Source organism: Sporolactobacillus sp. BBK16-2, from assembly GCF_059878335.1.
The window spans coordinates 2013158-2028223 of sequence record NZ_CM187611.1; the positions used below are offsets into that span (position 1 = coordinate 2013158).

At 40.2% G+C, this 15066-nt stretch carries 14 protein-coding genes; 4 read left to right on the forward strand and 10 right to left on the reverse strand.

All coding sequences use genetic code 11. The features are described from left to right. Positions 1-127 precede the first annotated feature (127 nt). Positions 128-1600 (reverse strand): nicotinate phosphoribosyltransferase, encoded by a 1473-nt coding sequence (locus AC6F33_RS10065; RefSeq protein ID WP_255749375.1) that lies wholly within the window; start codon positions 1598-1600, stop codon positions 128-130. A 336-nt stretch (positions 1601-1936) separates the two neighbouring features. Between AC6F33_RS10065 and AC6F33_RS10070 the strand changes: the two genes are divergently transcribed. Continuing rightward, a complete protein-coding gene (locus tag AC6F33_RS10070; protein WP_480948777.1) occupies positions 1937-2467 on the forward strand; it encodes a phosphatase PAP2 family protein in 531 nt (176 codons plus the stop codon). A 439-nt stretch (positions 2468-2906) separates the two neighbouring features. Beyond that, positions 2907-3716: a sugar-phosphatase gene (gene yidA / locus AC6F33_RS10075; protein ID WP_500777052.1), complete on the forward strand. Its 810-nt coding sequence runs from the start codon at positions 2907-2909 to the stop codon at positions 3714-3716. Positions 3717-3865: 149 nt separating this feature from the next. On the opposite strand, the gene AC6F33_RS10080 is transcribed toward yidA, so the two are convergent. Further along, positions 3866-5092 carry an MFS transporter gene (locus AC6F33_RS10080; protein WP_480948307.1) on the reverse strand — a complete coding sequence of 409 codons (1227 nt, stop codon included), beginning with the start codon at positions 5090-5092 and terminating at the stop codon, positions 3866-3868. A 96-nt stretch (positions 5093-5188) separates the two neighbouring features. On the opposite strand from AC6F33_RS10080, the gene AC6F33_RS10085 reads away from it, so the two are divergent. Continuing rightward, positions 5189-5551, forward strand: coding sequence for a winged helix-turn-helix transcriptional regulator (locus AC6F33_RS10085; RefSeq protein WP_370646163.1), 363 nt, complete (start codon positions 5189-5191; stop codon positions 5549-5551). A gap of 69 nt (positions 5552-5620) precedes the next feature. Here AC6F33_RS10085 and AC6F33_RS10090 read toward each other — a convergent pair whose 3' ends face one another. From AC6F33_RS10090 to sacB, 3 genes are all read right to left on the reverse strand, one after another. Next, entirely contained in the window at positions 5621-6028 is a 408-nt protein-coding gene (locus AC6F33_RS10090; protein WP_255749383.1) for a DUF4064 domain-containing protein, read from the reverse strand. A gap of 34 nt (positions 6029-6062) precedes the next feature. Next, positions 6063-6587 carry a YcxB family protein gene (locus AC6F33_RS10095; protein WP_500777053.1) on the reverse strand — a complete coding sequence of 175 codons (525 nt, stop codon included), beginning with the start codon at positions 6585-6587 and terminating at the stop codon, positions 6063-6065. Between the two features lie 186 nt (positions 6588-6773). Beyond that, a complete protein-coding gene (gene sacB, locus AC6F33_RS10100; RefSeq protein ID WP_255749387.1) occupies positions 6774-8219 on the reverse strand; it encodes a levansucrase in 1446 nt (481 codons plus the stop codon). Between the two features lie 455 nt (positions 8220-8674). Between sacB and AC6F33_RS10105 the strand changes: the two genes are divergently transcribed. Next, complete coding sequence (locus tag AC6F33_RS10105; protein ID WP_255749389.1) at positions 8675-9559, forward strand: helix-turn-helix domain-containing protein; 885 nt, start codon at positions 8675-8677, stop codon at positions 9557-9559. A 135-nt stretch (positions 9560-9694) separates the two neighbouring features. Here the strand turns inward: AC6F33_RS10105 and AC6F33_RS10110 are convergent, their stop codons facing one another. The 5 genes from AC6F33_RS10110 to AC6F33_RS10130 all read right to left on the reverse strand — a co-directional run bounded on the left by AC6F33_RS10110 (position 9695) and on the right by AC6F33_RS10130 (position 15030). Further along, on the reverse strand, positions 9695-11317 hold the full coding sequence (locus tag AC6F33_RS10110) for a M20/M25/M40 family metallo-hydrolase (RefSeq protein ID WP_255749391.1): 1623 nt from the start codon (positions 11315-11317) through the stop codon (positions 9695-9697). 115 nt (positions 11318-11432) lie between these two features. Next, positions 11433-12428 (reverse strand): NAD-dependent epimerase/dehydratase family protein, encoded by a 996-nt coding sequence (locus tag AC6F33_RS10115; RefSeq protein ID WP_255749394.1) that lies wholly within the window; start codon positions 12426-12428, stop codon positions 11433-11435. A 61-nt stretch (positions 12429-12489) separates the two neighbouring features. Then, positions 12490-13812, reverse strand: coding sequence for an MFS transporter (locus AC6F33_RS10120; protein ID WP_500777054.1), 1323 nt, complete (start codon positions 13810-13812; stop codon positions 12490-12492). After that, complete coding sequence (locus AC6F33_RS10125; RefSeq protein ID WP_500777055.1) at positions 13802-14326, reverse strand: PadR family transcriptional regulator; 525 nt, start codon at positions 14324-14326, stop codon at positions 13802-13804. Before AC6F33_RS10125 ends, AC6F33_RS10120 begins: the two co-directional genes overlap by 11 nt. Before the next feature lie 152 nt (positions 14327-14478). Next, positions 14479-15030, reverse strand: coding sequence for a cysteine hydrolase family protein (locus tag AC6F33_RS10130; RefSeq protein WP_500777056.1), 552 nt, complete (start codon positions 15028-15030; stop codon positions 14479-14481). Between the last annotated feature and the right edge of the window lie 36 nt (positions 15031-15066).

Here is a 15066-nt window from a genome sequence, read left to right on the forward strand (position 1 = left end):
CTTCTTTAATGATTCGCATCAAAGATTTGATATACCTGCATCTGAAACCGAGAGTTAATGCAGAACTGAAACGTAAAAGAACCGAAAGACAGTTTGCTGTCTCTCGGTTCTTTATTGACTTTACTCATTATTTACCGCTGAATTCCTCTGAATAGCTGTTTAAGAGATCATGTTTTGCATTCCAAACCTTCCACGACAGATCCACAAAATAATTATGCGGATTTTCAAATCGGAGCACTTCAGCCCACTGGCGCTGAACCTGCTCTTGGGCAAATTTGCGAATTTCCTTTACAGAAGGACTCTTATAGCAAAGCGTCCCGCCTTTAAAGATCTGTTTGCGTAGCAACTCAGCCTTGTAGCGTTTTAATTTTTTCTTCTTCCATGTAAACACCGGATCAAACAACGTCAACGGCTTTGATTCATCGATCGTCTCCGATTCGTCACAAATGAGATCTGCAATCGCCTTATCTGCATCTTTATCATAAATACGATAAATTTTCTTAAAACCCGGGTTCGTTATTTTTTCTTCATTTTCACTAATCTTAATTCTTGGGACAACTTCCCCATTTTTTTCAACAGCAACAAGTTTGTATACACCGCCGAACACTGGTTCTGAACGTGCGGTAATCAACCGTTCGCCAACGCCGAACGAATTAATTTGCGCACCTTCGGCAAGTACATCTTTTATTATATGTTCATCAAGGGAATTGGAAATGACAATGATCGCTTTAGGAAATCCTGCATCATCTAACGCTTTTCTCACTTTTTTTGTTAAGTAAGTAATATCGCCGGAATCAATTCGTATCCCCAACGGTTCATGACCTTTCGCACGCAATTCTTTGAAGACTTTAATGGCATTCGGAAGTCCAGATTTCAGAACATTGAACGTGTCAATCAGCACCAGACATTGATCCGGATAAGCATTTGCCCATGCTCGAAACGCTTCCAATTCACTGTCAAACAATTGGACCCAGCTGTGAGCCATCGTACCGGATACGGGGATATCAAACATCATTCCAGCCAATGTGTTGGCAGTCGCCGAGCATCCGCCAATCACTGCTGCACGTGCACCATAAATTGCACCGTCATAACCTTGTGCACGTCTCGAACCGAATTCCATAACAGGACGATTGCCGGCAACACGGCAGATACGGCTTGCTTTTGTGGCGATTAAGGTCTGGTGATTAATTGTGACAAGAATCATCGTCTCAAGAAGCTGCGCTTGAATTGCAGGTCCTCGAACTGTTACGAGCGGTTCGTTAGGGAACACCGGATAGCCTTCAGGAATTGCCCAAACATCACAAGAAAATGTGAATGTTGAAAGATAATCAAGAAATTTTTCCGAGAAAGCCTTGGTTGAACGCAAATAGTTAATATCATCTTCTGTAAACCGAAGATTTTCGAGATATTCAATCAGTTGTTCCACACCGGACATGATACAATAGCCTCCGCCATCCGGAACCCTGCGAAAATACATGTCGAAATAAACAATCTGGTCACCTACCCCTTCAGCGAGATAGCTGTTCCCCATCGTTAGTTCGTAAAAATCAACCAGCATCGTGAGATCTCTGTCATTCCTCACGTCAAACCTGGATTCCATCGTCTAATTTCCTCCAATATATCATTTATGTAGTTTAAAGGTAGATGTTGAATCGAGTATACTATTGGGAAACAATCTTGTAAACTGTGACTTAATTCAAATCATTCGAGCACTGCAGCATATAATAAAATTTGCTCGTTTCTTCACTGTATTAAAAACGAGTGTTCACAAAGCCTTAAATATAGGTTAAAGTTTTCTCAATATCGTTCATTTATTATATAATAAGATTAGGTGCACATACTGATCAGAAAATGAGGAGCTTCCCCGAATAGTATATTTCAAAGTTGACCCTCTATAAAATCAGCATGATGCGCTATTGGGAGGTGAAGTCGATTGCTGCCCTTTAATGTACTTTACGAAATGGAATGCCGTCTATTCAAAAAAATAAACCGTCACTTTGAACGTAAACTTTGGAATGCTTATTTTCGCACAATCACCAATATCGGTGGCGCTGTATTGGAGATTCTGCTTGTCCTTTTTCTACTCATCTTTGCACACGGGCAATTGCGCTTGACCGCATTAGCATGCGCTGTATCCTTGACGATCAGCCATATTGTTGTCCAAGTATTTAAGCTGTGTTTCCCAAGAAAACGCCCTTATTTAATTCTTGATGGGACGAATCATCCAATCAATCCCTTGCAGGATCATTCATTCCCGTCAGGTCATACTACTGCCATTTTCTCAGTTATTATACCGCTTATTTTATTTCATCCGACACTCAGTCTTATTTTGCTTCCTGTTGGTTTCAGTGTCGCTGTTTCACGGATATTTCTTGGACTACATTATCCGTCAGACGTCTTGGCCGGTATGCTGCTTGGCAGCGTCACAGGATATGTTTGCTTTTTAAAAATCGTCATTCCCTTCTAATTCTGCGGAAAAAGCAGTCGATAAATCAATCGGCTGTTTTTTTTGTACTATAAAAAAGTTTAAAATTCAGTGGAGTATAGTAATGCGGTCCGGCAAAACGCCGCGTCCTGCGGCTCACCGGACGCTAGGCCGTCCATGGCCGTCGCAACCAAGTCTTCGCCTTTGCCAGAGGCTTGGCGAAGCCATGTTTTCTAATATTTCATATTCTTTTTTGAAAAAAATGCTGGCTGAATCCCTTTGGATGATCATTTATTAAACCATACTCACTATAACCGAATTTACAACAACGTTTAGGAACCTGCACCCACTTTAATTCCAAATTAATGCTGAATAAACGCTGTTCTCCATCAGAAAAAAATTATTGCCTGATTCATAAAACATTCTTTTCGTGCAACATTCGCTGTATACTAAAAAAAGACCAAGTAACGGAGGGAAAACTGTGATAAAACTAATTGCCATTGACATGGACGGAACACTGCTGAATGAAAATAAGCAAATATCGATGCGAACGCAAAAAGTGTTAAAAACGGCTAAAGATCAAGGAGTTAAGGTGGTTTTATGCACGGGTCGCCCACTCCTTGGGATCAAAGAATTTTTAAATCTTCTCGGCTTGACTGATCAGGGAGACTACGCAATTACGTATAATGGCGGACTTGTGCAGCATGCGGATACAGGCGATGTGATCTCGGAAAAAGTATTGACTCGTGACCAGCTTCTTTCAATTTATGAGCTCAGTCAAGCACTCGAAGTACCGATGAATTTTATCGATTTACATCGTGTTTACTGCCCCCCTTATCCTGAGGGAATGCCTTCATTATACAGTCAAATTATGAAGGCGCTTCCTTTTGAACAAACCAATATGGAGCAAATTCCAGAATCATTTAAGGCGAACAAAGCGATTTTCTGTATCAGCCAGAATCTACTAGATCCCGCTATAGAAAAAATACCGAAGCGCTATTTTGAAAATTTTACCATGATGAAATCAAGACCCTTTTTACTTGAGATTCTAAATAAAGAGGTAGACAAGGGTAAAGGACTGCAAGCACTTGGAAACTTCCTTGACATTGCCCCTGAAGAAATGATGACGCTGGGTGATGAAGCGAACGATCTGGCCATGATTAAATATGCCGGACTCGGCGTTGCAATGGGAAATGCTATTGAGCAATTAAAAAATGAAGCGCAGTTTGTGACCAAAACAAACCGAGAAGACGGCGTCGCGTACGCCATTGAAAAATTTGTTCTTAATTAAAACCTATTCTAAATGATTCGGTTACGGTGGTTTACCTTTTGAGAACCTCTTTTTTCATCATTTATTTGCGCCAACAAGTAGGTCACGTAATAAAAAACGTTCGCCAGAAACGGGGAACGTTTTTTATATGACATCGTTTACTGATTATATTACTCTGAACATGCAACTCGCTCACTGTATAGTCGCTCCAATTTGTAACTCCAAATGCTGAGGAAGGCAGCCGAGAGAACCATCAATGCCCCAATCCAAGTTGTGTTGATGAGTCCAATATGTTCGACAACGAGACCGCCGATGAACGATCCTAATGCCACGCCGCCATTAAATGCCGCAATATTCACTGCTGATGCAACCGCTACGCCTTCCGGAACAAAGCGCTCGGCAAGCAGAACCGCGTAAAGCTGCAATCCTGGCACATTCATAAATGCGAATAATCCCATAAATACTACTGTTAATAATCCAATCCATTTGTTAGAGGCTGTAAAATACAACAAGAAAATTGAAGCTGTTTGAAATAAAAACATATAAATTAGAGCTTTCATCGGATTAGCATTTGATACCTTTCCCCCGACTGTATTCCCAACCGCAATCGCTATTCCGTAAATAAACAAAATAAGGGCAACTGCACTCGGTGAATATCCAGAGATTTTCTCCAACAAAGGCGATAAATAAGTAAATACGACAAATGTACCGCCATATCCAAGAGCCGTGATTACGAATACGAGAAGCAATGGACCAGTTTTAATTAACTTGAATTGATCTGTAAACTTTATCTTAGTCGACTTTTTAAGATTTGATGGAATAAGAATGCTGTTCGCAATCAATGCGATCAGCCCAATAGCAACGATAATTACAAATGCTGCCCGCCAGCCAAGGATCTGCCCTATAAACGTGCCGATCGGAACCCCGGTTACAGTCGCAAGCGTGACACCTGTAAACATAATCGCAATTGCACTCGCTCTTTTGTTCGGTGCAACGATATCTGCTGCTATTGTCGAACCAATCGACATAAAAACTCCATGTGAAAATGAAGAAAGAATTCTGGCTGCAAGAAGTACAAAGATCGATGTTGCTCCTGCTGCAAGTGAGTTTGCAATGAGAAACACGATCATGATCAGCATCAGCAATTGCTTTTTTGGTATTTTTATGGTTAGAGAAGTCAGTACCGGAGCGCCTACTGTAACCCCCAGTGCGTAGAGCGTTACAGTCAAACCTGCAAGCGAATAGGACACATGAAATTCATTCATAATGAGTGGGAGAAGCCCCACGCTGATAAATTCAGTCGTTCCAATTGCGAACGCGCTAATCGCTAATGAGATTAGTGAAAACAAACTACCTTTTGAAGACATAAGAGATCTCCTTCCAAAAATAATGTTCATTACTGAGTGCATATGCTATTATGGAAGGTGCATCCCATTTCGACAAGTACGCACTTTTTTGTATGGTAGGTACTTTTTAGTAACAAATGGAGGTTTATAATGACGAAAAAATATAACATATCCGTTGAAGCGACACTTGAAGTGATTGGTGGGAAATGGAAACCGGTGATCCTTTGTCATTTGATCCACGGGAAGAAAAGAACCGGTGAACTGAAACGATTAATACCAAATATTACTCAAAAGATGCTCACGCAACAACTGCGTGAACTGGAACATGATGGCATTATAAATCGAATTGTCTATAATCAAGTGCCCCCAAAAGTCGAATATGAGTTAAGCGAATATGGAGATTCACTGAGAGAGATTCTTAGTTCACTCTGTAAATGGGGCGAACACCACATTGAAAAAACATACGGAACCACAAAGGATTATCTAGAAGACAGCGTACTTAACCGGTAATACAAAAGCCGTCCGAGAAATTGCCCCGGACGGCTTTTGTAATAGACTCATATGGCTTAGATCGAAAAATTAATAAGAATCAATAGGCTGCTTCGACTTTCTTACAAGTGCCATAACACCTGCAATAATCAACAAGATGCCCGGAATCAGCAATTCCGGAAGACTAAGCACGCCTGCTATAAGAATGAGTACACCAGCAGTTTTCGCCATTTTTAGCTTTAATAATAAAAATAATCCAATGGCCGTCAACAAAAAGATAATGATTGTAAACACCAAAATCATATTACCGAAGATTTGTGCAAAATGCACAATTTCATTAATCTGTTGCGGCGTTAAATTTTGCTCTTCACTTGCCGCTTTCAACTGCATCTGAAATGCCGAATAGTCTGCTGTAAGCAGGCGTATTCCGATTAGTAAAAATAAAAGGTTGATGCATCCGCCAATAATCGTTAAAGCAATTTCACCAGTTCTTCTCAAAATAGACCCTCCTCGAAGTCGTCGTTAATCCCGTTTATTCTTTTAAAACAGAATTAGGAACAATTTTTTCAAAAAGTTTATCTAGTTCACGTTCTCCAATCACTTTTTTCGGCAAAATGATCGCTGCCATTGGATTGATATAAAAGAAAAGATAGTCTGACGTTTCCGTGATCTTGACAATACCTGCCCATGAAGTCCTGTATTCTCGATCCGAACCTGCACCTTCGAGAAGACCTTCTTCTGTCAATTCAAGCCGCTCATCAAGGGGCAATTGATCCCCCATTTTTTCATCAATCATTTTTGAAAGGTTGCGTCGAACGCTTCGGAAAAAGAACTTAGGGGTAATGAAGAACCACACAATAGCGAGAATACAGAAGAAGATAAATAATCCCGACATAAAATCACCGCCTACCATGGGAACGATCAGTGGAAAGAGAACAAAAATAAGTGAACAAAGACGTGCTGTCCATAACGATCGGCTCATTGCCTGTGAATGTTCGTAAGCTTTCAGATTAAAAGCAATGTAGTCTTCCTTTGTCAGCTGATAGCGTAAATCCAAGCATCTACACCTCTTCAAAATGGAAAATTGTACCTCACTAAAACTATACACTAATTTTCACGCTCGTTCACGAAGTTTCTATCTTGATATTGTTTTAAATTTTCGTAAAGAAAAACAAGACTCCTCAGAGTTATTTCTCTTTGGAATCTTGCTTGTTATTCATCAATGATACAGCTGTTGCATTTATCAATGTTTGCCGATTGTTAACTGCCCTTGTTCAAGAATGCTGTTTTTCACAACTGAGGTGTTTGAACCATCAATGCTAAGCAAGAAACTTGGTGCAAATGTTGATTGATGATCCGTAAAGAATCCTCTATTTGTCATATAACTTGTAATAACCACTTTGTTTCCTTTATTTTGAGGAACCGCAAAATGCGAATAAGTAAAGGTCAGATCTTGTGGATCAAGGTCCGTGTGAAGCACAAGTCCGCTCTTATTGAGTGGCTTATATGGTCCGGTCAATGAATTTGACACAAATCCAAGCATGTAAATATCTTTATCGGCAATCCCGTTAATCGTCATTTTAGCACCGCGTGAATCGGTGAACAGATACCATTTACCATTCATTTTGAAAACATTAGCTCGTTCGATTTCATCGGTAACAGTGTTAGAGGCGATCAGCGGCTTCAAGACCTTCTTTAATGTAAAGTCATTATTCAATTCGATGATGCCGAGTGCGCCATTTGCCAGCGACGCCAGCTGTTTTTTCGAACTGTTCAAAAGACTCTCTTTTTCAATTTTGTAGAATTCATAGCTCCCGCCATAATAAGCAGGGTTGTCAAATTGATCATCGCCTTGATATCCGGTTTCCGTTCCTGTATTCGATTCGAAAACAAGATACTTATGACCGTTGTCTTCAACGTAGTGAGGGTCGCGCAGTGTGTGATTGTCTCCTGATCCAAACAAGCCTTCATCATGGAACTGTTGAATATTTTGATAGATTGTGCCATCGCCGCCGTCAAAGATCGACTTATAATCTTGAATGCCGTCCACTTTAAGGTTATCTTGTCCTACTTGACTGACATTAATTTGCGCGGTTGTGAGCACCTGATTGCTGTCCCCTGTTCCCCCGACTTCCGGCGCTCCGGAGAAGTCTGTATAGAACAATCGCACTTTACCATCATTAGTCAGTGTCGCAGATCCCGACCATTCTTGTGTTTGGTGGCTTAAATACGGGTCATTAGGCACATTCTTGTCGCTGTTTTTGAACACGCGACCCGCGCTCTTCCAACTATCAATCGAGTTGTCACCAATCTTTTGATAGAAGAGATAGATGGTCGTATCATTTCCATCATTCGGGGCGCCAGCAAGTGCGAAAACGACATGATAGCCATGATAGTTTGCTGTCGTGCCATCAGCATTCTGTAGAGGCCAGCTGTCCCATACATCCAATCCTGCGACGGAGTCCAAATTTTTAACCGTTGAAGAATTAAATGCAGGAACTTCAAATTGGCTGCTTCCCTGCTGTTTCGCAACTTTCAGCATATCATAACGTGTGATATGCGAAAATCCATAGTCTTGATAGTTTTGACTTGCATGCTTTGCATAAGTTTGAGTTGTGCCTACTCCTAGAAAAAGTGCTGCAGCTGCGACTGCAACCGTCGCTTTTTTTAAGGTTGTTTGAATTGTCATTTCTCTGTCTCCTTTTTATCCTAATATTCTGTCTTTTTCGGTGTTTCGTTTGCCCATCATTTGATAAAAAGGTCCCGTACATTGCTATTTTTTATCTTTTTATACAAATAATGTAAATTTAATGTTAAAAAATGAGCTGAGAATCTGATCGAGCCACATCCGCCCAACGATCAATCCTCAACTGCCACCAATACCTCTTTTTCGCAAGTGTATAATTCACAATGCGATAAAAAAACGGCATTGGAAGACTGCAAGGCAGTCCAAATAGGTATGCTATCATTAAGGGGAGCATCAATAATAGCTAAGCAACACAACTTACTACGCAATTGAGCAAAACCATATAATATCAGGTCTGAACATGGTCGACACCTCCTCTTGATGGATTAATCGTAGCATGATTCGACATAAATGTATTAAAATGTATCATATACTCACATATATAGGAGGAACGACTTATGGAATATCAATTAGGAGAGGTTTTAAAAAGAGTTCGGCAATCGAAACGCTACACACAAAAATATATCGCCGGTGACCAAATGTCCCGCGCAACCTATGCTAAAATAGAGGCTTGTGACATGCAGCCAACAGTAGGTAAATTTATGCACATTTTAAAAAAACTTGATATATCCTATGAGGAATTAACTTACATACAGAATTCTTATAGTCTTAACGGCAAGGATGAAATCGTTCATGATTTTTTTAAACTTACCTCCAGTGAAGACATACAAAAAGTCATTAATCTCAATGCAAAGTGCGAAAAGTATTTAAAACAGTATTCTGATAGTGTCGTTCAAGACATTCATTATGTATGTAGTGCAATTTCTTCCATTCATTTTGAAAAGACCTTTGATCATGCATTTCCATATGCCAAAAAAGTATGGGAACGTTTGTCCAAACTGGACAATTGGTACTCAGTAGAATTGAAACTAATTAATAATATTTTCTTCTTCTTTCCCTTAGAAACTGGTATATCCATAGGAAAACGTGCACTAAAAGAAATTGATCGTTGTTCCTATATTATTAGAAGCGATGAACTAAAATCATCATATTTACTAAACCTAACTATTCTTCTGATTAAAAACAACAAATATGATCAAGCCTATCTATATGCCAATAAATCTATCGATGAATGCATGCGAATCAAAAGATTTGAAGCTTTAGCTGTAGCTTATGCAAGAAAAGGAATGATCTTGGTCAAAATGGAACAACAAAAAGATGGGCTTGTATTAATTAAAAAAGGATTATCCATTTGCCAAGTTCTCGATCTAGCCTCAATGCTTAATGCGCTTACACAAGAAGTTCATGAATTAACCTCAATTGATATTGAACTAAAAATTTGATCTCACAAAAAAATGGACCCTTCTCTTTCTCATCTCCCCTATGTTATTTCCCCAACCATAGAAGACTGAATTTTGGCATTTTTCGTCATTTGTTAATTTAATTTAGACCAAAATACAAAATTATTCTCAAACACTTTAAAAAGTTAATAGTTCACAAATAGCATAAGTCAACAGATCCTTTAATGGACCAAATGCAAAGTCCGCATCAAGGCGCTCGGTCCATTGATGCGCGTCGCGCCCGATCGGACCGAGATTCAAGACGGGTACAGATAGCTGCTCCATCGCTTCAAAAGGAATAGAATAACCGCGATTCCAGATCGGCATATTGTGAATCAGTTGATTCATTGACGACTGTTTGGCAGGCATACCGATATAACTTAGATCCGAAATTCCGCTAAAATAATGTTGTTCCTTTAACTCGACTTGATAATCTGTATAGGCGCGATACTGAATTTTTTCAACCGTCTCTTGAATCAGCCGGCGATGATGCGATTGGACTGCCGGATAAAAAGGAGGCGCATAGAACAGTACAATCATTGGTGCCAGCGCTTTGCAACGGATGGCCAGTTGATCTACAATCTGAATGGAAATTTCCCGATCATCTTTATCACCGCGTTCGGCAACCAAAGCATCAATAAGCGTATCAACGTGTTTGTCTCCCAATGACAGTCGTGCTTCATGAATTAATTCTTCAAATGTGAGCACACGCACCTTCCGTTCTGCTGCGGTGGAGCCGGTAAAATGTGCATACTGCTCTGCTTCCTTTTGATACAGCGCTTCGATTTTTCTCGCCGCTCGGTTTGCTTTTTTGAGCAACATTTCGGTTATATCTTCAATCGATCGCTCCAATAAAAACAGATTGAACAAGGTCACAGACCGATGTGGAATTTGAACAGAATAAGAATCCTTCAGTCCTTTTTGGATTAAATTCGTAGGTGGTGGAGCAGCTTTGCCTTCATCTTCATCACACAATTCAGTGCTTAATTCGATCTCCTCTGTTATCAGCGAGGCCATCAAATTGCCGTTTAAACCGGAAAAAGGCTCGCCAACATGCGTTTCTTTTCCATAGCACAAAAAACCGGGCATAACCTTGCCTATTGATCCGGTATAGATATAATTATTGTGATCTCCAGGATAGAGTGAAAACATTGGTTCGGAATTGAGAGCTGTGCAGTAGTCCAGTTTATGCTGCTTTTGTAAGTGTAGTAAATGAGGTACTGCTGCACGCATGCCGACGGAATTCACTTCCTCGTCTGGCACAGAAATAAGTAAGAGGTTACCGTCAAACACGCCCTCGCATGCTGACTCGATCAAAGACATATGAAGTGCAAGTCCGCTCTTCATGTCCATCGCTCCTCTGCCGAACAGCCAATTGCCAGAACCGAGATCATTGCGAACCTCATTTGGAAGATCATCCTTCTTCGCATAAAAAAGATCGGTCAATTTATTAATATCAAAAGCAAATTTTTTCCATTGTCCGTAATCCTGCACATCGACGACATCAAAATGGCTGAACAGTATAACCGTTTTAGCAGTAGGCTTCGGTGCACGAACAAGTGCAGATATAAATGATCGTCCATCATCTGTAGGTATTTCATTTAAGCATTCAGGATGTGTTTGAAAATAATTCAGCTCAGATAGCTTATGTAAAACCAGCTTAGGAAACTTCTTTTCGGCTTGTGAACCGGAAACACTCGGAACATGAACCAGGTCACTCAATAGTTCAGTTAATGCTTCTTTCGTCTGCCACTTACTCACCAGAACACCGCCCTAATGCTTAAAATGAGATCAGAATTAATCTTTATTATACAATGAATTGCAACTTTGCAAAAACTATTTATTTCATTGATTCATTGAATACAATCATCTTAAACTACTCATTCTTATCGCAATGTAGTGTCAAAAGTTCCTTTTCACGATTCGCGTCCATTCCCGCTTTCCATTCATGATTTGTTGGACGTGTCTTAAGCCATTCAGCAGTATCTCGGATAGTTTCCTGAATCGGTCGAAATGTAAGTCCTGCTTTGATTGCTTTCCTATTATCTACAGCTAGGAATCCATCCATATTCGCTTCTTTTGGGATCCAAAGCGGCACCTCCGACCAATACGCAACGCCTTGATTCAGCAAAAATTCCTCAGGAATCCATTGAAGACGTGCTGCCGGATTTAAAGTGTCTCTACATGCTTCAAGGAACTGCTTCATGGTGAGTGGTGAGCTCGGACCGGTCGCATGATACACACCGGTTTGTTTTTTCTCCACAAGATCAAGAACAAATGAAGCTAAATCTCGCACATCAATCCATTGAACGTGCGCCTGCGGATTTCCTGGTGCAAGCACGTTGCCACCTTTTTTCATACGCCAAGGCCAATAGGAGAAGCGGTCGGTCGGATCATAAGGACCTACGATTAACCCTGGCCGAACAATAAGTGAATGACCTGGAAACTTCTCTTGAACTGCCGATTCACAAAGTGCTTTGAGAGGACCATAGTTTCCATCGCCAATATCCTCGACGCTTTCATCCTTCAACTTGCCTCTGACCGCCTCCTCGTCTAGATTTTGCTTGCTGAAATCTTCATAAACAGAAATACTCGATATGAATGTATAGTGATCGGTCAAATGAGCGAGCAGGCTTGCCGACTTACGGACAACTCTTGGGACGTAGCCTGATGTATCAATCACTGCGTCCCATTTTCTGCCTTTCAAAACCTCCAGATCACCATCGCGTTCACCATGTAACTGTTCTATGTCAGGCAAAACATCAGAATGACTGCCTCGATTGAATAACGTAACAGAATGACCCCTTTTGAGTGCAAGCTCTGCAAGATGTCTTCCTAAAAAGACAGTACCACCTAAAATTAATAGATTCATGTATCTCTCACCCCACTTTATTAAATAGAACGAATTTAAGCAGCATTTCGTTACAAATCGTTCACCGTGTCTTGAATTTAGGCGATGATTCAGCAGGTATCTTTAATTTTTCTTTAATTCCGATATCAAGACGAGCATACAAGAAAGCTGCTAAGATACCGAAAAGGCTGACAATCACTACAATCACTGCTGATGGCAAAATGTTGACGAATGTGATCATCAAACTAGCTAAGATCATCCCAAAAGAACCACTCAAACCAGCGATTCCCATGTATAACCCTCTTTGACGATCAGGGGCAAGATCGGCAAGAAAATTCTGCCCAATCGGAACATATAATAGTTCGCCTACTGTCGTAATCAGCATCGCTAAAAAGAAAAGCAATGGGACCGTACCAACCATCATATAAACATAGCCTAAAGCGAACAACATAACTCCTGCAACAACCGTGACTCGCTGACTAATCTTTTGGACTAAAAAAGTGACCATGAATGTACAGCAAATGACTAAAAGTGTATTTTCAGATTGAAGCATGCCAAGCAAGTTCATCCCATTCAGATAAAAGCTGCCAATCAATTGTTGACGAGGTATCGCTTCAGTCATATGAATCGCTATATAGTTCGTCATTTGACACGAAATAGTTGCCAAACTAAAAGAAGCAAGAAAATACATGACAAATAAGCGATCTTTAATTAATCCGAAAAGGGTTTGCATCATTCCAACCTTTTTTATTGCTGGATCTTCATTGTCCTCTCCATCCTTTGACTTCCGAACAGGTTCAAAATCATCGGTGATTAATAAAAGCGTCGACAAAAAAGCGATAACATCAGATAGCGCGACGAGCAGAAAGAGAACAAAATAATACTTTTGAAAGAAAAAACCGCCAATTAATGAACCTGAAGCTAATGCAAGATTGACTAGCCAATACTGAAACTGGTACATATATTTTCTATATTCAGGCTGACTCGAATCAATGAGAAGTGCAGAGACTGCAGGCGATAACATACCGAAAAAAAGCATACTGATTACGTAAAGAAGGAAGGTCAGATAAACATTATTCCACCACGGTGAATTGCAAAAAGCGATTAACGTGTACGTTACAATTGTCGTACCCTCGGCGATTAACATGATCTTTCGTCTTCCGATACGATCAGCAAGCATTCCTCCGGTAATACCGCCAATGATTCCAGCAAGAATCACGCCGGCAAACATGATTCCTGTTAAGGATGTACCCACTCTCTGAGAGAAATAGATTGGTAAATAAGGCACAACCATGGTAAACGATGCATTCATCAGAAAATCAACGCAAAAGCGAATGTGAACATTTTTTTCAAAATGATTAAATAAATTATTCAATCGTCCCATTAGATTTAATTTATTTGACATGCGTGTTGTCTTCTTTCAAATAGCGTTCAACAACTTTCATCTGCGCTTTGTACATTTCCGCACCAAATGCATACGCTATTTTTTGTGTATCACTCATGTTGTTTTTCCACTTCGCGTTCGTTTGGTCAAGCCTGTCGGCAAGCACTGCGATGCGCTGTTTTTCTTCCTTTAACCATCCCTTCAATTCATCTTCAGAAACATGCCTTCCAAAATAGAGACGAACCAAGAAATCGGATTGAAACACATCCGTTTGAACTTCCGACCGCAAGTAATTCTGGAATTCCATTTCTCCTTCTTGGGTAATGTAGAACACATGCTTATTGGGCTTCCCTTCTTGAGTGACAATTTCTTTTCTCACCTTTCCCTCAATCTCAAGTTTCTTCAAGGTAGGGTAAATCATCCCATATCCTCCGGAGAAAAAATGTGAAAAAACTGTTTGAAACATCTCATTGATGTCATAGCCTGTTCGCGGCATATCCAGTAGCAGTCCAAGAATAACATCTCTGCCCTTCATAGTTATCACCTTCATATTCATATTGTTAATATTGATTTAATTACCATAATTATATAGTTGTTTCGGCGAAAGGCAAGATGCATCTTGTAAAAATGGCTGGAAATCCTATTATCGAATTTCCAGCCATATCAAAGATTTTTGTACGATTCACTTCATTGTTCCTGTAGATAGTCACTCGTCGTTCTCACCTTAGCAAAGCTTTGCAAAGCGGCAAGAAATGAAGTTTGTACTTGATCCGCTTGTATGGTGTCATCTTCTATGACCAAATCTTTTGTTGCACAGGCATCACCAAGCAGCGTACAGCGATAACTAAGTTCAGCCGCTTGCCGTGTTGTTGAATCCACACACATATGGGTCATCATGCCGCAGATTACTAACGAATCGATTTGATTACTTTTTAGTACCTCCTGCAAACGCGTCTGAAGAAAACTATTTGGAAAATTTTTCTGTACAATAAATTCATTTCCATGATTTTTGGGAGTGAGTGCAGAATGTATCGCTGCCCCAAATGTATTTTCAAGAAAAAAAGTGGCGTTCGCAATTTTTGCGACATGCTGAATAAATACAATGGTTTTTTCTGTCTTACGAAAACGGTTGAGTACTCGCTCAATCTGATTGAGCGCAACCTCGGGTTTTTCAAGCTGCATCTTTCCCCCAGCAAAATAATCATTCTGGACATCAATAATAAGTAAAGCTTCAGTCATGATTGTCACCCTCCAAAAGATCTGATATGGTGATTG

Coding starts and splice junctions, on each gene's coding strand:
- sacB (WP_255749387.1), bottom strand. CDS start 8,219: ATGACAATTCAAACAACCTTAAAAAAAGCGACGGTTGCAGTCGCAGCT.
- AC6F33_RS10115 (WP_255749394.1), bottom strand. CDS start 12,428: ATGAATCTATTAATTTTAGGTGGTACTGTCTTTTTAGGAAGACATCTT.
- AC6F33_RS10125 (WP_500777055.1), bottom strand. CDS start 14,326: ATGAAGGGCAGAGATGTTATTCTTGGACTGCTACTGGATATGCCGCGA.
- AC6F33_RS10065 (WP_255749375.1), bottom strand. CDS start 1,600: ATGGAATCCAGGTTTGACGTGAGGAATGACAGAGATCTCACGATGCTG.
- AC6F33_RS10130 (WP_500777056.1), bottom strand. CDS start 15,030: ATGACTGAAGCTTTACTTATTATTGATGTCCAGAATGATTATTTTGCT.
- AC6F33_RS10120 (WP_500777054.1), bottom strand. CDS start 13,812: ATGTCAAATAAATTAAATCTAATGGGACGATTGAATAATTTATTTAAT.
- AC6F33_RS10105 (WP_255749389.1), top strand. CDS start 8,675: ATGGAATATCAATTAGGAGAGGTTTTAAAAAGAGTTCGGCAATCGAAA.
- AC6F33_RS10080 (WP_480948307.1), bottom strand. CDS start 5,092: ATGAACATTATTTTTGGAAGGAGATCTCTTATGTCTTCAAAAGGTAGT.